Source organism: Streptococcus sp. KR, from assembly GCF_002238115.1.
Lineage (GTDB): Bacteria > Bacillota > Bacilli > Lactobacillales > Streptococcaceae > Streptococcus.
The window spans coordinates 37,776-56,692 of record NZ_NGVM01000008.1; the positions used below are offsets into that span (position 1 = coordinate 37,776).

At 39.1% G+C, this 18,917-nt stretch carries 16 protein-coding genes, 2 tRNA genes and 1 pseudogene; 8 read left to right on the forward strand and 11 right to left on the reverse strand.

Features of this window, described 5'->3' with window-relative positions; genetic code table 11:
• Positions 1–17 precede the first annotated feature (17 nt).
• Positions 18–509 (forward strand): preQ(1) synthase, encoded by a 492-nt coding sequence (gene queF, locus CBI42_RS04390; protein WP_004261751.1) that lies wholly within the window; start codon positions 18–20, stop codon positions 507–509.
• Between the two features lie 163 nt (positions 510–672).
• Here queF and CBI42_RS04400 read toward each other — a convergent pair whose 3' ends face one another.
• Entirely contained in the window at positions 673–1,341 is a 669-nt protein-coding gene (locus CBI42_RS04400; protein ID WP_094753342.1) for an MIP/aquaporin family protein, read from the reverse strand.
• Positions 1,342–1,596: 255 nt separating this feature from the next.
• Here CBI42_RS04400 and CBI42_RS04405 point away from each other — a divergent pair, with 255 nt between their 5' ends.
• Positions 1,597–2,361, forward strand: coding sequence for a (S)-acetoin forming diacetyl reductase (locus CBI42_RS04405; RefSeq protein ID WP_094753343.1), 765 nt, complete (start codon positions 1,597–1,599; stop codon positions 2,359–2,361).
• Between the two features lie 94 nt (positions 2,362–2,455).
• Here the strand turns inward: CBI42_RS04405 and CBI42_RS04410 are convergent, their stop codons facing one another.
• The 6 genes from CBI42_RS04410 to CBI42_RS04435 all read right to left on the reverse strand — a co-directional run bounded on the left by CBI42_RS04410 (position 2,456) and on the right by CBI42_RS04435 (position 8,047).
• Positions 2,456–3,247, reverse strand: a complete 792-nt coding sequence (locus CBI42_RS04410) for a DUF2785 domain-containing protein (RefSeq protein ID WP_094753344.1) — start codon at positions 3,245–3,247, stop codon at positions 2,456–2,458.
• Between the two features lie 251 nt (positions 3,248–3,498).
• Positions 3,499–5,295 (reverse strand): oligoendopeptidase F, encoded by a 1,797-nt coding sequence (pepF, locus tag CBI42_RS04415; protein WP_094753345.1) that lies wholly within the window; start codon positions 5,293–5,295, stop codon positions 3,499–3,501.
• A gap of 10 nt (positions 5,296–5,305) precedes the next feature.
• Positions 5,306–6,049, reverse strand: a complete 744-nt coding sequence (locus tag CBI42_RS04420; protein WP_094753346.1) for a 16S rRNA (uracil(1498)-N(3))-methyltransferase — start codon at positions 6,047–6,049, stop codon at positions 5,306–5,308.
• Between the two features lies 1 nt (position 6,050).
• Positions 6,051–7,001: a 50S ribosomal protein L11 methyltransferase gene (prmA, locus tag CBI42_RS04425; RefSeq protein ID WP_049543106.1), complete on the reverse strand. Its 951-nt coding sequence runs from the start codon at positions 6,999–7,001 to the stop codon at positions 6,051–6,053.
• A gap of 137 nt (positions 7,002–7,138) precedes the next feature.
• Positions 7,139–7,567: an NUDIX hydrolase gene (locus CBI42_RS04430; protein WP_084924140.1), complete on the reverse strand. Its 429-nt coding sequence runs from the start codon at positions 7,565–7,567 to the stop codon at positions 7,139–7,141.
• 9 nt (positions 7,568–7,576) lie between these two features.
• Entirely contained in the window at positions 7,577–8,047 is a 471-nt protein-coding gene (locus CBI42_RS04435) for a DUF3013 family protein (protein WP_000257127.1), read from the reverse strand.
• 115 nt (positions 8,048–8,162) lie between these two features.
• Here CBI42_RS04435 and CBI42_RS04440 point away from each other — a divergent pair, with 115 nt between their 5' ends.
• The 4 genes from CBI42_RS04440 to CBI42_RS04455 all read left to right on the forward strand — a co-directional run bounded on the left by CBI42_RS04440 (position 8,163) and on the right by CBI42_RS04455 (position 10,773).
• Positions 8,163–9,434: a replication-associated recombination protein A gene (locus CBI42_RS04440; protein WP_049539573.1), complete on the forward strand. Its 1,272-nt coding sequence runs from the start codon at positions 8,163–8,165 to the stop codon at positions 9,432–9,434.
• A gap of 264 nt (positions 9,435–9,698) precedes the next feature.
• A tRNA-Lys gene (locus CBI42_RS04445) sits at positions 9,699–9,771 on the forward strand.
• A gap of 351 nt (positions 9,772–10,122) precedes the next feature.
• Positions 10,123–10,638 carry a DUF308 domain-containing protein gene (locus CBI42_RS04450; protein ID WP_000672739.1) on the forward strand — a complete coding sequence of 172 codons (516 nt, stop codon included), beginning with the start codon at positions 10,123–10,125 and terminating at the stop codon, positions 10,636–10,638.
• A gap of 62 nt (positions 10,639–10,700) precedes the next feature.
• Positions 10,701–10,773: transfer RNA gene (locus CBI42_RS04455), tRNA-Lys, on the forward strand.
• A 140-nt stretch (positions 10,774–10,913) separates the two neighbouring features.
• Here CBI42_RS04455 and CBI42_RS04460 read toward each other — a convergent pair.
• The 3 genes and pseudogenes from CBI42_RS04460 to CBI42_RS04470 form a co-directional block, all read right to left on the reverse strand.
• Positions 10,914–12,002, reverse strand: coding sequence for an AI-2E family transporter (locus CBI42_RS04460; RefSeq protein WP_004256071.1), 1,089 nt, complete (start codon positions 12,000–12,002; stop codon positions 10,914–10,916).
• 9 nt (positions 12,003–12,011) lie between these two features.
• A complete protein-coding gene (locus CBI42_RS04465) occupies positions 12,012–13,301 on the reverse strand; it encodes a hypothetical protein (RefSeq protein WP_004256070.1) in 1,290 nt (429 codons plus the stop codon).
• Positions 13,302–13,952: 651 nt separating this feature from the next.
• A pseudogene (locus CBI42_RS04470) lies at positions 13,953–14,405 on the reverse strand (tyrosine-type recombinase/integrase); the annotation flags it as partial.
• A 221-nt stretch (positions 14,406–14,626) separates the two neighbouring features.
• On the opposite strand from CBI42_RS04470, the gene CBI42_RS04475 reads away from it, so the two are divergent.
• A complete protein-coding gene (locus CBI42_RS04475; RefSeq protein ID WP_007521108.1) occupies positions 14,627–15,469 on the forward strand; it encodes an aldo/keto reductase in 843 nt (280 codons plus the stop codon).
• Positions 15,470–15,772: 303 nt separating this feature from the next.
• Positions 15,773–16,918, forward strand: a complete 1,146-nt coding sequence (locus CBI42_RS04480; protein ID WP_094753347.1) for a low temperature requirement protein A — start codon at positions 15,773–15,775, stop codon at positions 16,916–16,918.
• A 452-nt stretch (positions 16,919–17,370) separates the two neighbouring features.
• On the opposite strand, the gene mgaSpn is transcribed toward CBI42_RS04480, so the two are convergent.
• On the reverse strand, positions 17,371–18,852 hold the full coding sequence (gene mgaSpn / locus CBI42_RS04485) for a virulence factor transcriptional regulator MgaSpn (protein ID WP_094753348.1): 1,482 nt from the start codon (positions 18,850–18,852) through the stop codon (positions 17,371–17,373).
• Positions 18,853–18,917: the final 65 nt, after the last annotated feature.

The window sequence follows — 18,917 nt, forward strand, 5'->3', positions numbered from 1 at the left end:
ATTAGAAAGAAAAAATCATGTCACAACAAGAAGAAATGAAAAACCTTAGCCTACTGGGCAACAAAGAAACCAACTACATTTTTGAATATCAACCAGAAGTCCTCGAATCCTTTGACAATCGTCATGTGGAAAATGACTATTTTATCAAATTTAACTGTCCTGAATTTACCTCACTTTGCCCAATCACTGCTCAGCCAGACTTTGCAACTATCTATATTTCCTACATCCCTGACAAGCTCTGTGTCGAGTCAAAATCCCTCAAACTCTACCTCTTTAGCTACCGAAACCACGGAGATTTCCACGAAAACTGTATCAACACCATCGGGAAAGACTTGGTCAACTTGCTAGACCCTCGCTATTTGGAGGTTTGGGGAAAATTCACTCCGCGCGGTGGTATCTCAATTGACCCCTACTACAACTACGGTAAGCCTGGAACTAAGTATGAAAGCTTGGCAGAACAACGCCTCTTCCAACACGACCTCTATCCAGAGAAAATTGACAACCGTTAATACTCTTCGAAAATCAAATTCAAACCGCGTCAACGTCGCCTTGCCGTACTCAAGTACAGCCTGCGGCTAGTTTCCTAGTTTGCCCTTTGATTTTCATTGAGTATAAACAGATAAGAAAAAGCCCTGTTCCTCAAATCGAGGAGCAAGGCTTTTTGAGTTTCAATTATTCTTCTGTTCCAAGGAAGTTTTTCGCAACAAGGGCTGCAAGAACCCCACCAACGATTGGGGCAAGGATGAAAATCCAAACTTGTTGAAGGGCTGCGCCACCTACCAAAACAGCTGGTGCCAAGCTACGAGCTGGGTTTACTGAAAGTCCAGTAATGTTCAATCCCACAAGAATCATCGCCATCAAGGACAAACCGATTACCAAACCAGCAATCGCGCCATTGCCCTTGCTTGCTGATGTCACAGTCATGATAACCAAGACAAACAAGAAAGTTGCGATGACTTCAAACAAGAAACCACCAAAGACAGTGACACCGTTTGCCAAGGCATTTTCACCAAGGCTAGCAGTTGACATCCCTGAGTTAGCCAAGAGGAAAAAGACAGCACCAGACGCAAGGAAAGCTCCAACTACTTGTCCAAGGATGTAGTTGACAAGGTCTTTTGATGACAAGCGTTTGTTAACAAACATAGCAATCGAAACAGCTGGATTCAAGTGAGCACCTGAAACCGTTCCGATTGAGTAGGCTGCAACCACGATGGCTAAACCAAAGGCAAAGGCAATTCCTAGGTGACCAAGGCCATCAAGACCATTTCCAAAAACAACAGCTCCTGTTCCGATGAACACAAGCATGAACGTACCGATTAACTCAGCGACAAATTTTTTCATTTTCTTTCTCCTTTTTTCAAAAACTAGATACTAGTCTATCAAAAGAGGGAAAGGGTTTCAAGAAAATTGATTGGAAATTTTCGGGATAAAATTCTATAAAAACGGTAGTGTTTATTTGAAACATTTTTTCTAAAGGTATATACTATCAATATAGTTCTAATAAGTTATTTATTCCCTAATTTGAACTAATTTTTACAACTTTGCTGTTCTTTTATGAACGTTTGAATGGTATCGTGGATACCAAGGAGGAATCATATGTCTAAAGTTGCTATTGTCACAGGTGCAGGTCAAGGAATCGGTTTTGCAATCGCAAAACGATTGGTTCAAGATGGCTTTAAGGTAGGAGTCTTAGACTACAATCCCGAAACAGCTGAAAAAGCTGTTGCCGAATTATCAGCTGAAAATGCCTTTGCTGTCGTGGCCGATGTTTCGAAACAGGTCGAAGTTGCACAAGCATTTCAAAAAGTTGTTGACCATTTTGGTGATTTGAATGTTGTCGTAAATAACGCTGGTGTTGCTCCAACTACTCCTCTTGATATAATTACTGAGGAACAATTTACACGCACTTTCGGTATCAACGTTGGTGGTGTCATTTGGGGTTCACAAGCTGCACAAGCGCAATTTAAAGCACTTGGCCACGGAGGTAAAATTATCAACGCAACCTCTCAAGCCGGTGTAGTCGGTAACCCAAATCTAACTGTTTACGGCGGAACCAAATTTGCTGTTCGTGGAATTACGCAAACATTAGCACGTGATTTAGCAGACTCAGGCATCACTGTTAACGCCTACGCACCAGGTATTGTGAAAACACCAATGATGTACGATATCGCTCATGAAGTTGGTAAAAATGCAGGAAAAGATGACGAGTGGGGTATGCAGACATTTGCAAAAGATATTACTCTAAAACGTCTATCTGAACCAGAAGATGTGGCTGCTGCCGTCAGCTTCCTTGCAGGACCAGATTCAAACTACATTACAGGACAAACCATTATCGTTGATGGTGGTATGCAATTCCATTAAGATAGACAAAAAGAGGTTGGAAAATGATTCAACCTCTTTTGTTAGTTAGGAGGATACAATAGAAACTCTTTCAATAAATAATATTAGCTTATCCCTAGTATTGAAAAGACTGGATGGCTTCTTTCAAGTCATCTTGTAAACTATTTCTCTGGTCAAGTTGGACATAGACTTCCAACAGACAGGATCTGAAGTTGGAAAATTTATAAAAATCTTCCCTTTCTTCTATCGGAAAGTCAACAGTTTTTATCCAAGAAGCTACTTGCTCTTGCTCCAACTTCCCTTGTAAAATCGGTTCATAAAGTACTCTGGCTAAACGCCAATCTTCATCATCTGTAAAGCGAAGCGAAATTCTTTTAAATAGTTGGCCAAGTATCTCAAATACTTCATGAACTCTGTTTTTAGGAAAGTCTGGATGACAAACCACCTCTGTCAGTAAATCGGCTCCATGTGCAAAAGCATGAACCCAACCATACTGACTTGAAAAACCCGTTGTATCCTTTTCTTTTGAAAGATAGTACAAACCTTGATTTAAAAGGACATTACGAATTTCTGCTTTTAATCTCTGATAGAAAATCGATTGCTGGTTGGCATCAGCAGACAAGAGATTTGCATAAACAAGTGCTCTAAAAGAACGTTCAAGGGTTGGCAGACCTACCTTATCAATCTCTTTATCTAGTCCTCCATCAGCTGATACCACCTCAGCAATGAACTGAAATTGTTCCTGTGTAAATAGCTCTTCCTGAATCCCTCTAGCAAAGCTTGTAAAAACAAGATCATCGCGAATTTCTGGAGAAGGATCTCCCAAATGATCAAGCAACCACTGGATTTCTTCATCATGATAACTTGGTTTTTCTTCTGCTATTTTTCTAAGTAACTCTTGATACATGATCAATACCTCTAGATTTCTAACAACTGTTCAAAAAACTGTCCTTAGGTGACTTAATATTGAATTCTCAATTAAACAAAATCTGATATATAATGAAGTAAATAACTATCAATACCAACTCTAGAGCAAGTTCAAATTTAACATCACGACCTTCAACGGCGTTTTTGAAAATAGCTACAGCTAAGCCAAATATAATGACGCTTAACAATCCAGATATCATCAGCATAAGAATCACCTACTTTTCTATTCCCCTACTCTCCCAACTGGGCACTGTAGGCGATGATCTGATCAACTGTGTCAGACAAGAATTGGATGGTATCACGGAGTGGTTTATCTGTTGAGATATCTGCTCCGATAATCATGGCTGACTCAAGCGGTGTCTTGCTACCACCTGATTTGAGGAGATTGAGCCAATCTTCAGCTCCAGTTTCTGAATGTTTCAGATGAAGGTAACCCGCAGTCGAGATGACTAGTCCTGCTGAGTAGGTATAGCTATACAAGCCCATGTAGTAGTGAGCTTGACGCATCCAAGTCAAAGCCGCATCGTCGTCAATTTCAATGGCATCTCCCCAGAAATCCGTCAAGACTTCCTTCATAATACTGTTGAGTTTGCTTGCTCCAAAGGTCTCCCCTTCTTCAATCAATGTATACACCTTACGCTGGAAGGCTGCTTCCAAGAGGTGGGTAATAAAGTTATGGAAGTAGGTGTCTGTCAAGCGGTGAGCCAAAGCGAAGCGTTTTTGACGTGGATCGTCAGATTGGTGCTCCAAGTAGTCACTGAGTAGCAATTCATTGAAAGTTGACGGTGCTTCAACATAGTAGGTCGACATGTGAGCATTAAAGTAGCTTTGGTGGTTGTCTGAAAAGATGAATTGACCAGAATGCCCGATTTCATGAATCAAGGTATAGACATCGCTCAAACGACCTGTCCAGCTCATGAGGACATAAGGGTGCACGCGATATGGGTCCGCTGCATAACCGCCAGAATCCTTACCACTATTAGCAGCAAAGTCCACCCAGCGCTCTTCTTGATAGCGAGCAACTTCCTGACAATATTCTTGCCCCAAAGGTTCTACCGACTTCATGACCAAGTCATAGGCATCGTCAATAGTCACTTGAGGATTCAGGGCGCTATCCAAGTCCAATTTCCAGTCTGCAAAAGTCATCTTTTCAAGACCATTAACCTTGGCAACATGCTTGAGGTATCTCTGAGCAACGGGCGCAAAATCCTTCATGATGAGGTCAATCTGACGATCAAACATGGCACGGTCTACTTCCTGTTCAGCTAGAAGATAGTCAAAAACAGAGTCATAGCCCTTCATATCTGCCAATAGTTTTTCAGACTTGACTTGGGCTAGATAGGCTGCTGCAGCCGTATTTTGGTGCTTACGAAGTCCTTCTGAGAAAGAACGGAAAGATTTCTCACGAACCTCAGCGTCCTCATGATTTTGGTAGAAATTCTCATAAGTCACAAAGCTGTTTTTGTAGGTCTTACCATGAGCTTCAAAGTCAGCCATTTCGAAATCCCCAGCTCGCATTTTAGTGTAAATATCCTGCGGACTGTAGAAAACTTCACCCAGATTGGTCAAGGCCTTCTCCACATCAGCCCCTAGATAGTGGGCTTTTTTGATTTTGGCCTGACGAATGGCAGCTGTTAAATGAGGCAATTTACCCAAACGGTCCAAGACTTCCTCATCTGCTGCCACCAAGGCATCGTCAAAGAAGGTCAGAGCTACGCTGGCGTCTGTTTCAAATTCCATCCCAGCTTGGGCAATATTGGCAAATTCGTCATTGCTATAGTCTGTCGTCTGAGGCATAAATCCATAGTTTCCAATATGGCTCATCTGAATGTAGATTTGTTCCAATTCCGCAAAGGCCTTCTCGAAATCTTCAAAAGTATGAAGATTGCCCTTATAGTCACGGCTAAACTGGTTGATGTCTTCGCGAGCCTTCTCGATTGCACGCAAGAAATCTTCACGATCTTGGTATAGGGCTGTTAAATCCCAAAGTTCCTTCTCTGGAAATTCTGAACGGTGTTTTTGTTCCATTTTCTTCCTCTTATTTCTCTAATTCTAATAAAACACTAAGGGCTGATAAGGCGTAAAGCGGTGCTGTTTCTGCTCTCAAAATACGAGGACCAAGACCTGCCAAGACTGCTCCCTTAGCTTCAAAACTTTCGATTTCTGCAGGTGACAGACCACCTTCTGGACCAAAGATAAAGAGCAATTTGTCTCCTTTCTCGAGTCCAGTAACTGCTTGTAAAAGCGCAGCGCTTTCTCCTTCTTTAGCTGATTCTTCATAGGCCACTACGATAGAGTCAAACTGGTCAAGTTGGGCTAGCAAGTCTGCTTTATTCTCGAAAAGCTGGATACTTGGGATACGATTTCGCTTGCTTTGTTCTGCTGCTCCAAGGGCAATTTTTTCTAGTTTTTCAATCTTTTTACCCAATTTTTTGCCATCCCATTTGGCGACCGACCAATCGGCAGGAAAGGCCCAGATTTGGCTGGCACCCAGTTCGGTCACTTTTTGAGTGATAAACTCCAGCTTGTCTCCCTTAGGAAAGCCAGATGCGATGGTCACCTGGATTGGTAATTCCACGTTGTCAGCTAACTTTTCAACCAACTCAAACTGACGATTTTCAACATCCAAGACGCGCGCCAAACGCTTGATACCATCATCAAAGACTAAGGTAACCTCATCATCTTCTTTCAGGCGCATGACCTGAAACATATGCTTGCTGGTCTCCTTGTCCTCGATAGTGACAGGAGAGACTGCACTGCCTTTGACAAAATACTGTTGCATGCTAGCCTCCAATCACACCGGAAATATCCTTGGTTTTCTTAAAGACACAGGCATTCCATTCCCCTTGAACCATGTGAGTTTCGAGGAAAAATCCAGCTGACTCAGCCGACTCGCGCACCATGTCCCACTTGTCCTTGATAATTCCACTCATGATGAGGTAGCCTTCATCCTTGACCAAGCGATAAGCATCATCCGTCAGATGAACGAGGATATCCGCCAAGATATTAGCTACAATCACATCTGCCTCAATCTCAACTCCCTTAAGCAAGTCTCCTGCTGCTACATGGATGTTTTCCATACCAGGGTTTAGCTCAATATTTTCCTGAGCAACTCGAACTGCTACATCATCCAGGTCGTAGGCAAAGATTTCCTTGGCACCAAGTAGCGAGCTGGCAATAGAGAGAACCCCTGAACCAGTCCCCACATCTAGCACAGTTTCGCCACCACGAAGAACCTGCTCCAAAGCAAAGAGGCTCATCTTGGTAGTTGGGTGGGTTCCTGTCCCGAAAGCCATACCAGGATCTAGCTTGATAATCTTTTCTCCCGCAGTCGCCTCATAGTCTGTCCACGACGGCACGATGGTCAAGTCATGAGTGATACGAGCTGGTTCATAGTATTTCTTCCAGTTGTCTGCCCAGTCTTCCTCAGCCAAGGCAGTCGTCCCCATCTTGACCTCACCCAAATCCATAAAGTCTGTCAATTCTGCCAGACGGGCCTGCAAGTCTGCCTCAACCGTTGCTACATCAACCGTATCAGGGTAGTAGGCTGTCACTACGATTTCTTCTTGCTGCTCAACCTCTGGGAAAATCTCGCCGAAGCGGTCAACATTTCCCACATAGTCCATACTATCTTCGATCGCAACACCTTGCGCTCCCAGCTCAATCAAGAGATTGGAAACCAACTCCTCTCCCTCACGCTTCACTGTAACTTTTAACTCTTGCCATGTTTCCATATTTAAGATACCAAGCCCGTAAAACACAAAGCCAAAATAGAAACTTCTCTGAAGACGCTTGTGTCTATGAGAAGTTTATCTTTTTGGCACAGTGTTTAGGGCGGGTTCAGTTTAGAAATTTAACCGAACCATCCTTTCTAATCACTTACTTTATAATAATCTTTTAATCTCTCTTGCAAATGAGGTACAACTTGACTGGAGCTAAGAAATTCCTTGACATTCATGAGCTGATAGCCCTGCCCTTCATCACCAAAGGTGATATTGTCAAACTGGTTCTGTGTTAACTGACCGACTAGAAATACAGATTGTTTATCCGCAAAAAGCATACTTGGATAAAACTTACTCCAAAGCAGACAATCCTCAGTCAAATGAATTCCCAGTTCTTCATAAACTTCACGCGCTGCGCACTCAAAAGGACTTTCATCCCCCTCGCGTCCCCCACCGGGCAGTTCCCACATATTAGGCCAGGGAATGCTTGCCTTATCATCGCGTAAGATAGTCAGAAGTTTATCCCCACAAAACAAAGCAATCTTACAGCCTGTGAAATCAGAAATCTCTATTTCCATGTCAAACTCCTAGTATCTCGGATAAGGGTAAAACTCTCCCTCTTCCAAGCCTACTTTTCCTTCTTCAAAGACTTCTTGGTTCCATTCCATGACAAATTCTTCTGCTTCTGGGTCTTCCAAAAAGTCCATGAGGGCATCTAGCCCAACCTCAGCAGTATCTTTAAGGAAAAGAGCAAAATATGCTAAAAATTCACGGGAAAATCCTTTTTTAGGCAAGTAAGGGATGACAGTCAAATAGTCTTCCTCATTGACTGTTGATTTAGCAGGATTGTAAAAAAGCACTGCTTCTTCAAAGAGGATATCTTCTGATGAAACCTCTCCGTCTTCATCCACCATCTCCACGCCTGCAGCATTTTGCGCTTCTAACAAAAAACTCACTTCAACCGCGTGGTTGCGCTTATCCCAACTAATCTCAAAGTCAAAAGGAAAATTCTTCTCCAACTCTTCCTCTAAAACATCTAAAAATCCGTATGTTGCCATTTTGTCCTCTTTCTATGCGACTCTTTAATCGCCCCGATTGCTCGGAAATATGCTAAAATAGATACTACCATCTTACCACATATACATCAGAAAATCCACGTTAGAAAGGACTGCTATGCCAGACAATCTCGCGCTTCGTATGCGCCCTAAAACCATCGATCAGGTCATTGGTCAGGAACATCTGGTCGGACAAGGAAAAATCATCCGCCGCATGGTGGAAGCCAACCGCCTGTCTTCCATGATTCTCTACGGACCTCCTGGAATCGGCAAGACCAGTATTGCTTCTGCCATCGCTGGGACTACTAAGTATGCCTTTCGTACCTTCAATGCGACAGTTGACAGTAAAAAACGACTGCAAGAAATCGCGGAAGAGGCTAAATTTTCCGGGGGTCTCGTCCTATTGCTAGACGAGATTCATAGACTAGATAAAACCAAGCAAGACTTCCTCTTGCCTCTCTTGGAAAGTGGACTGGTCATCATGATTGGCGCTACGACTGAAAATCCTTTCTTCTCTGTCACTCCTGCCATTCGTAGCCGAGTTCAAATTTTTGAGTTGGAACCTCTGTCTAACCAAGACGTCAAAGAGGCTCTTCAGATAGCTCTAAGTAACCCTGAACGTGGTTTTGATTTTCCAGTAGAACTAGATGAAGATGCGCTGGATTTCATTGCTACCTCTACAAACGGAGACCTTCGCTCTGCCTTCAACTCACTGGATTTGGCAGTTCTATCTACCCCTGAGAATGACAAGGGCATCCGCCATATCACCCTAGACATAATGGAAAATAGTCTTCAGAGAAGCTACATTACCATGGACAAGGATGGAGACGGTCACTATGATGTTCTATCTGCCCTGCAAAAGTCTATCCGTGGCTCAGATGTTGATGCCAGTCTTCACTATGCTGCCCGCTTGATTGAGGCTGGTGATTTGCCAAGTCTCGCTCGTCGCTTGACTGTTATCGCTTATGAAGATATCGGTTTGGCCAATCCTGAGGCCCAGATTCATACCGTGACTGCTCTGGATGCTGCACAAAGGATTGGATTCCCAGAAGCCCGCATTCTCATTGCCAATATCGTGATTGATTTAGCCCTTTCTCCAAAATCCAACTCAGCCTATGTAGCTATGGACAAGGCACTTGCCGACCTCAAAACATCAGGGCATTTGCCTATTCCTCGGCACCTGCGTGATGGACACTACAGCGGAAGCAAGGAACTAGGGAATGCCCAAGACTATCTCTATCCACACAACTATCCTGGAAATTGGGTCAAGCAAGACTATCTGCCAGAAAAAATCCGCAATCATCACTATTTCCAAGCAGAAGATACTGGTAAATATGAACGGGCTTTGGCTCAAAGAAAGGAAGCTATCGACCGTTTGCGAAAAATCTGAAATCCTTTTCAAAAAATTGCACTTTCCTCTTGATTTTTTTTGAAAAAGTGGTATCATATAAACATAGAAACGCTGTGGTGTACGACTTCACACTTAAGTGTTGACCGACTATTTTTTGTATTATTAGGGAAACAAAAGTCTTCTAACAGCATGTAGGCCGTCTCACACGGAAACAGCTTCAGTTAGAGCGAGTTGCCCACCTGCTTAATTGCGCGGGTTCAATACAAACCGTGAAGTTTCGGCACCAATACAGCTTTTTTCTTTGCCTCCTTAGCTCAGCTGGCAGAGCAGCGGACTCTTAATCCGTGGGTCACAGGTTCGATCCCTGTAGGGGGCATCTAAATACAACAGGAAAAGCCTTGATAACCAAGGCTTTTTTGCTTATCTATAACTGATTTGCCTCATCATTTGCCCCACTTTTAAATCTATCTTTTCTTTTTGAACCAAATTACATCTTAACAAATAGTGTAAAGCCAGTTACTTTTGCTTTGATGCCATACAATATTTTCATGTAGAGAAGACAAATTTTATCTTCTCTTTTTATTTTCAAAATAATAAAAACTGATTTTCTTTTCATAAATCAGACTGAAACTTCCAAATTTTCCATTTTGTTTATTGACATTTCCTCTAAAAAGGTGTATAATATTTTTATTATCAAACTATACTATACTATATAGGGGGTATTGAAATGAAATTTTCTAATCGTTTACTGCTATTCCTTGCAGGAGTTGTTTTTGTCCTTTTAGGACTTTTCCTATTTACAAACCCAGTAGCTAATCTTGTTGCTTACAGCTGGTGGATTGCATTTGGTTTACTGGTTTCTTCTATAGCAGCTATTTTAGGCTATTTCTCTGTACCAAAAGAGCTTCGCTCACCAGCTCATCTTTTCCAAGGGATTGTTAATCTTCTCTTAGCTCTTTACCTCGTTGCCTATGGCTTTGTGACGCTGCCAGTTGTCATTCCAACTATTTTAGGAATTTGGTTAATTGTAGAAGCCATTATAGCTTTCTTTAAAGGCAATCGTCTGGGATTGATTTTCCCTATTATTGGCAACCATATCATGTGGATAGCGTTGCTTGCATTTTTACTAGGTCTAGTGATTTTGTTCAATCCAGTAGCTACAAGTGTCTTTGTCGTTTATGTCGTTGCCTTTGCATTTTTAATTGTTGGTTTCACCTATATCCTTGATGCCTTTCGTAAATAATCTAGCTGCCATTTTGGGCATATTAAAATAGCTGGGAAGTTACATTCTCAGCTTTTTCTGTTGCCTCCTTAGCTCAGTTGGTAGAGCAGTAGACTCTTAAGCTATGGGGCGCAGGTTCGAGCCCTGCAGGGGGCACATCTAAATCAACAGAAATAAGCCTTGAAACCAAGGCTTTTTTTAACGTCTAATAGCTTTTTGTAGAAAAGTATTTAAAAATAAAAGAGAAGAGAATCTCTCACTCTCTTCTCAGTATATCTTATTAAATTTAGTTTTTCTTAATCTAGCTGATTTTCCTTTGCAACGACAAATTCCTTAACCAATCGATAGATAACAGCAAATATCGGTGTAAAGAATATCATCCCAAGTAAGCCAAAGAGATTGCCTCCAATACTAGCAGCCGCAAGCGTGAAAATAGCTGGCAAACCAATAGACTGACCTACAACTCTAGGATAAATAAGGTTTCCTTCAATCAGCTGTATAACTTGATATAGAAGAAGAGAAAGTAAGGCTTGAGTAGGACTCACTGTGAAGATAAAAATCGCTCCCACAACACAAGCAATCATAGGCCCTACATAAGGAATGAACGATAGCACTCCTGCAAAGATACCTGTCATTACTCCATAGGGTATCCCAAACACGCTGTAACCAACCGCTATCATAACTCCTATGATAACTGCTTCAATCAGCTGACTCATCAAAAATTGGTCATAAGTCTCTAGTGCTACTTGTCCAATGTAAGTCAACTTTATCACCACCTTCTCTGGAAGAAAAACTTTTAGAAGTCGACTCGTCATCGCTGCCAAATGTTCCTTACTGGATAAAAATAAAAAGGTGAAGACTATAATCAAAAAGGCATTCATCAAACTTGAAAAAATATTGCCGATATTACTAGTCAGACCTGATAAAAAACCTATCAAAGCTTGGCTAATAGAACTAGATTGTCCCTGTATGCCTGATACGATAGTTGACAACATGTCTTTGGTTACAAATTCCGAGCTGCCTAGCAATTTCCCAAGTTGAGTAAGGACTGTTGAAAGGACTGTTCCCAGCTGACTAATAGTCTGGGCTAGGGTTGGCAGCACCAAAACCAAAAGAGCAATCACGATTAAGATAAGAGCTAGGAAAACAAGTACCATGGCAATCGGACGACGCAACTCTGCCTTTACCTTCAATTTAACTAAGTACTGTTCAATTTTTTTCATAGGAACATTAAGCACAAAAGCAATAACAGCACCATAAATCAAGGTTGATATTACATCAAAGAGAGAGATTGCTCCTGATATAAAGCTCGATGCATTCAGAATTACAAGAGCAACCAGCCCTATAAAAAGTATTAACGGGGTGTATTTTTTTACTAAGTTCATAAATTCTCCTTAATAAACATGTTTAGATACGACTATACTATTTGGTTTTTCAAACTCTCGATTAAGGTAGGCTTGGTAAGTTCCTGGAGCGATAAATCCTTTGGGTGAGAGGATATCGGTGCCAGCCTGACCGACTATGGTATCAGCCAAGAGCACACAGTTTGTAGATAAGACAAAGTAGGATTTAAACTTAGATTTGATAAATTTATAAAGTTCCCCATCTGTCTCATGTCTGATTTTATAAGCGTAGGTGTAGTCTTCCTTACCATCACCTGTCATGATTTTATCTGCACTTGGCTCCCATGGAATCGTCAGTTGTTTCAATTCAGCCAACTTTTTCTGAACTGCTTTTTCCATTTCAGGCGTCAAATCTATCCCATAACCAAAAAGCGTTTTTTGACTCTCACGTTTACATAGGTCAATGTACTTGTCACGATCACAGAAATATAAGACACCATCTCCTACCATGCCAAATAAGGTCTCAGAAGACGGATCATAGTTGCCATAAGAAATAACACGGCCTTGATAGCAGATATCCACATGACCAATTGCCGAAAACAGAGAGGTCTCAGCTGTATGAACAAAAATTTCAAGCTCCGCTGTCTTACCAGACTTCACTATTCCAAGATGGATATCTTCTTCCTCATCAGCATTTTCCAGCATAAATTTGTTAACTTTTGCTAAAGTTCTTGCAGGGATGAGAGCGGCTAGGACAATAGGTAAGCTAATTCTAATACGACGTTTGAGATGGTTTTTCCCAATTTCCTCCTCAAACAAGAAACCATCACGGATATTGGACACACCATAAAGGAAAAAATAAGCCCCTAATACAAAGAGTTGAAAGACAGAATTTCCTGTAGAGGACAAAAGACTAGTCCCACCAAGAAAAACTAGTACGAGTCCATCTAGTAAGAGACGAAAACGAGGTCGAATTTTGTTTTTGCGGTAGAGAACATAGGTGACAAGGTTAATACTAGCATGAAAAATCTGATAAACTCCAATCACAAGAGCCAAAATATAAATCGGCACATCCGTCGCAAGATTGGAGCCAAGCAAATATCCCAGCACTAACAATTTAACCAGTGCAACTCCCAAGGTGTCCGTTGACTGACTTTTTTTGAAAATACGTAATACTAAATCTAAGACCGTTGCTATCCAAGCTAAAAACAGAACCAGTCGAATAACCTTTACTGGCAACCAAGTCCCCGTGACCATCAAGATGAGACCTAGCAGAACAAACAAGAACCCCTGAGCAAGTAATTTCTTACCTGTCAGACCTAAAGATAGAATTTTCGCCATATAAAAACCTTTCAACAATAAAAATTAAACACTCCGATTAAACTGACTAGTAAATAGCCAACACTACAAACAGCCTGTGCCAGCAACATATGGTGACTAGAAATGACTGTAGTAATGTCACCATCTTGTCTTATGCACTTCTAAAATTTGTTATATTGATTAGAAACCAGAGCTTATAAAAACTAGCTAAACTCGAGAGATAGACACAATTGCGACGAAAAAATGTATAACCAATTCAACTTGTTAAGGTAAGAAAGCATTATTTCCAATCTATTAATTATTCATCTATTACCTATTATGACACAATATTCCCTATAGTTCAACTTTTTACTTGTTTTTATATTACACGGACTAAAAAGTTTTCAACAGTTGATTGCATTTGTTTTAATAAGTTTTAACCTTTCTTGGTTAGATAAAAAAAGAACCATACAGTTTAGAATCTGTATGGTTTTTGCCCCACTTTTGTCCCATTTTTAAATCATGACATTGAAAATACCTAAAATCACTTATATTTCAATATTTTTAATTGCTCTCAATATGAAAGTCCTTTCCAAATCCCTGTAGGGGGCATCTAAATCAACAGGAAAAAGCCTTGATTTACAAGGCTTTTTTGCTTTCCTTTTAAAAATTGTCGTGCAATTTGCCGTGTTTTTACAACAAACTTTTCACAGCCATAAATTCCTCACTAATTTTTTCCTCCAATGTGTGACCATAAACTTCAACCAGCATAGAGATATCTTTGTGTCCTAAAATTTTCGCAATAACTCCCAAATCAATATTATTATGCCATAAATAACTACCATAAGTGTGTCTAGCTCCTTTAGTAGTAATCAATGGAGAAATTTGCAATTCCTTCAACATTACTTTTATAGCTTTATTGACTGTTGCAATATCTGGAACATCGTAGGCATATCCATAATGCTGAAAAATCATTTTATACCTATTCTTGATTCCTAGCTCTTTATTAGCCTTCTCTTGTTCAATTTTTAGGACTTGTAATATCTTGATACATTCTTCGTCTATCGGTACCATCCGAATAGACGTTTTGTTTTTTGGAGGGACAAATTTATGAGAAAGAGTATTAAACCTCCTATAATACTGAATAAAATATTTCAGGCTCTTGATAATAATGTCGCGGTCTTGAAGATTGTATTTTACAATACCAACAAATTCATTCTTTCCAAAGTAGCAATATCTCCAAAGGATGTTACCAACAGCGGAAAAAGAAGTAAGGAACTATTCATAGTAATAGCCGTAGCAAATCTTTGCATTTTTGCCTTATCTTCTTTAAGATAGTACTATTAAAAAAAGAAAAGGTGAAAATCATGGAAACATATACACTTGCAAATGGGGTTGCTATTCCTAAAATTGGTTTTGGAACTTGGCAAATTGCCGAAGGCGAAGAAGCCTATAACAGCGTTAGCTTCGCACTTAAGGCGGGTTACACACATATTGATACCGCACAAATTTACGGTAACGAGGTTTCTGTAGGTAAAGCGATTGCTGATAGTAATTTGGCACGTGAGGATATTTTCCTAACTACCAAACTTTGGAATGATAAGCATGATTACGAGTTAGCTAAGACTTCTATCGATGAGTCTCTCGAAAGACTTGGTGTGGATTATTTGGATCTTTTACTTATCCATTGGCCTAATCCAAAGGCGCTTCGTGAGAATGATGATTGGAAGGCTGGCAATGCGGGTGCATGGAAGGCTATGGAAGAAGCCTACAAAGAAGGTAAGGTGCGTGCTATCGGTGTGTCTAACTTTATGCAACACCACCTAGAAGCTCTTATTGAAACAGCTGAAATTGTTCCACATGTCAATCAAATCCTCTTGGCTCCAGGTTGTAACCAAGAAGACTTAGTTGCCTATTGCCAAGAGCGCGATATCCTTCTTGAAGCCTATAGTCCACTAGGTACAGGTAGCATTTTTGGAAATGAAGATGTTGAAGCAGTGACTGAACGTAACGGTAAATCTGTGGCACAAGTTGCTCTGCGTTGGAGCCTTCAAAAAGGTTTCTTGCCACTACCTAAGTCTGTAACACCTAAAAATATTGAAGGCAACCTAGATATCTTCGACTTCGACTTATCAGAGGAAGATATGGCAGTCCTGGATAAGATTCAAGGCATCAAAACTCAGGATGATCCTGACAAAGTTAATTTTTAATAGGATTTTAAGCAACTCGTCAGGGTTGCTTTTTAGCGTGTTTCTTTAGATTTGCTATAATGAAACAATCATTTTTTATTTATATATGGGAGTTACGTAATGGAGTCTCGAAATCTTTTGCCTCAAAATACACGTACTTCATTATCAATCGTCAAACACTCCGCCTGTAAGCTGGTACGTGAGGTAAATGTGCTCCAAGGTTTTGACAATTCGCGCCACATGAAGTTATTTAAGCATCTTCTTTTCTCTCATTACCATTTTATGTTATAATAAATTGTACTTCTAAAATAGAAAGGTCTTAAGATGACAACTCTTGTTAAACATAAACGTGTAAATTATTCAGAACTTTTTTATGATCTAGTTTTTGTTTTTGCGATTTCAAAAGTAACTGCTTTAATTCACCATCTTCATAACGGTATTTTGACTTGGAATTCTTTGCTTGATTTTTTCATGTCTGTCTTGCTTCTCATCAATGCCTGGATGATTCAAACCGTTTATACCAATCGCTATGGAAAGAACTCTTTATTTAACATGGTAATCATGTTTATCAATATGGGACTTTTACTCTTTATATCCAATTTGATTAAAGATGATTGGCAACAATATTTTCATTATGTCTGTTGGGCTATTGGTACATTAACCCTTACCTTATTTTTTCAATATTTGGTTGAGTTTTTTAAAAAATCAACCGATAATGTTCATAGGGAAAGTATCAAAGGTTTTCTATGGATAACAGGTCTACGAAGTTTAGAAATCTATCTAGCAGCTCTTCTTCCTATTTACATTGGAGTCTATATCCTTTATGCTAGTATTCTGCTAACATTTATTATGCCAATTACCTCGATTAGTAAAGATGATCATTTCCAGATAGTTCTCCCCCATTTAATCGAGCGCATCTCCCTTCTTGTCATTATTACGTTTGGAGAGATGATTATGGGGCTAGTTAACTTCTTTACAATCGAGAATTTCTCGATTTATTCGGTTCTTTATTTCATTATTATGCTTTCTCTGTTCTTGTTTTATTTTGTTCAATTCGACCATGCTATTGATGAAGAATCTAATCAAAAGGGACTATTTCTAATTTACAGTCACTATCCTATTTTCATTGGACTTCTTATGATGACCGTTTCGATGAGTTTTCTTCTGAATCCTGAAACTAATCTTCTCTTTGCAACCAGCTTCTTTTATATCGGAATTGGCCTCTTCCAAGCTGCTGTCCTAGCAAATGGGCCCTATAACAAACACTATCTTCGCTATTCGAAAAGTTACTACTGTGTCCAAGCTACACTCTATCTGGCTGCCTTGATTCTCTCTTTAATCTTTGCTTCTAATCCTATAATAGTAGTAAGTATTACAACCATTTTAGCTCTAGCTATAGCTATTCATTCTATTTATTTTTATATGACACAGACTAAAAAACATTCCACACCTTACTGGGAGTTGTTTTAATGAGTTTATAAGATTAAAAAGCTTTGGGAACCAAGGCTTTTTTTCATTAATTTGTTTTTCCATTTTATCCTCCGATTTGAACTCGCACTGACATTTATTTATAACAACACTATATATCTAGTATGGCCCAATCATTAGGTATTATAGGTTTTCAAACCAAATGTTAGTTATTCGTTTTTGCCCCATTTTTAAATCCTGACATTGAAAATACCTAAAAGTATTTCCCTAAAATCAGCTATATTTCAACATTTTTGTTTATTTTCAATATGAAAAGTTCTTACAAATTCATGTAGGGGGCATCTAAACAACAGGAAAAAGCCTTGATTTATAAGGCTTTTTTGTTATTCTGAACAAAAAAATGACAAGATTGTTAGGATATTCTGAGTCTAATATTGATGAAATTATTTTCTTATCACAAAAAAACGCTATCTAGCGTTTTTTGTTATTCTTAGTTACTCGTCTAATCGAACAAACATCATGGCATTTAACAAAGATATGAGTGAGACCGTGTTTATATTATTTGAATAGATCAGTCTCTTATTTTCAATCGGAGGAATAATAAAATTAGAAATGATGATATCATAAGGCGATTCTTCTAAAGATTCCTTTGATAATTCTAATTCATTCCAAACTTCAAGTTCAAAATTATTGCTACAGTAATAAGAAAGTGTCTCTGCAACGGATTTGGCATGATACTGATCAAAATTACTCATAACCAGAACCTTCAGCTTTGGCTGATTTTGTAGTAAATTAAGCACCAAATGTTTGGTATGAGTGATGAAGGTATAAGATAGATGATTTACCATCATTGAACTAGAACAAACTTCAAGAGTCTCTAAATAATGAGAAAGCTCTTTTTTTACATCTGAAACAAATTTAGGAAAAATATTTTGAAAATTCCTGATTGTATTCCCTTTTTGATCAAATAAAATAAACTCAGTGGACAACTCTTGACGATACAGATGTGCGGTATTATGCAGATGCCAAATCAGATTATCCTTATTCTCAATCTCAATCTGATACTTGGCTGAAATCTGATCAATAAAATCACTCAATAGATGGTAAGATTTTTCAACATAGCTATCCTTTTTTACGCATTTTATAAAGAGACTTTCATCTATGAAAAACATTTTTTGAAAGTAAGACACAAATAATTGGCAAACAACTTCTTCATCTAAAGAGATATTGTATTCTAATTCAAAATTCTTAGCAACACCTTCTATTCCTTCTGCCTGCATTAAAAAATCCAAACTTTGATCGTTAAAAGAGTCTTTCTCTACTTCCATGAAATGACCAAACCTTATTCTATATAGGTTCGTAACTAGGAGCAACTTTAGCATTCTATGAGTTGACAAATTCATTGGAAAGCTTGTTTCCTTATAAACCAATTCTAACAATTGAGATAGGGGCTCTGATGAAAAATTTTCAAATGGCCATTCTAGGAAATAATATTTTTCTGAAAAATATTGTGCAAAAAAGTAACGAATATCTCTCTCATTTCCAATGATTTGAACAGGGGTCAGACTGATTTCAAATAGAAATTGCCTTTTAATCACTTTATTAATTTGGCTAATAATACGATAGAGCGAAGATGAACTGATATAGAATTCTTTACAAATACTTTCAGCTTGACAACCTTCATTAAAGAAGATAAATTCTAAAATCGAAAAATGAGTTGAATGTTTAAAGAAATGATGGTAAACCATTTCAATATCACTATCATCGGTATTAATAATGCGTATACCATTAGTAGAAGAATGAAAAATCAAGTCAGGAAAAGCAGATCTAACATGGGATAGATCATCTTTGACTGCACGTTCTGTACAATTTAGTAACTCTGCTAGTTCAGAACGATGAAACCATCGTTTATGTTCAAATAATAATTCTAATAATTCTAATTGCCTATGACTTTTTTTAGATAATAAATCTCTCATGGATGTCTTTCTCTCTTTATAAATTATCGGATTAAACCTCCTGCAATTATACCACAATGAATAGG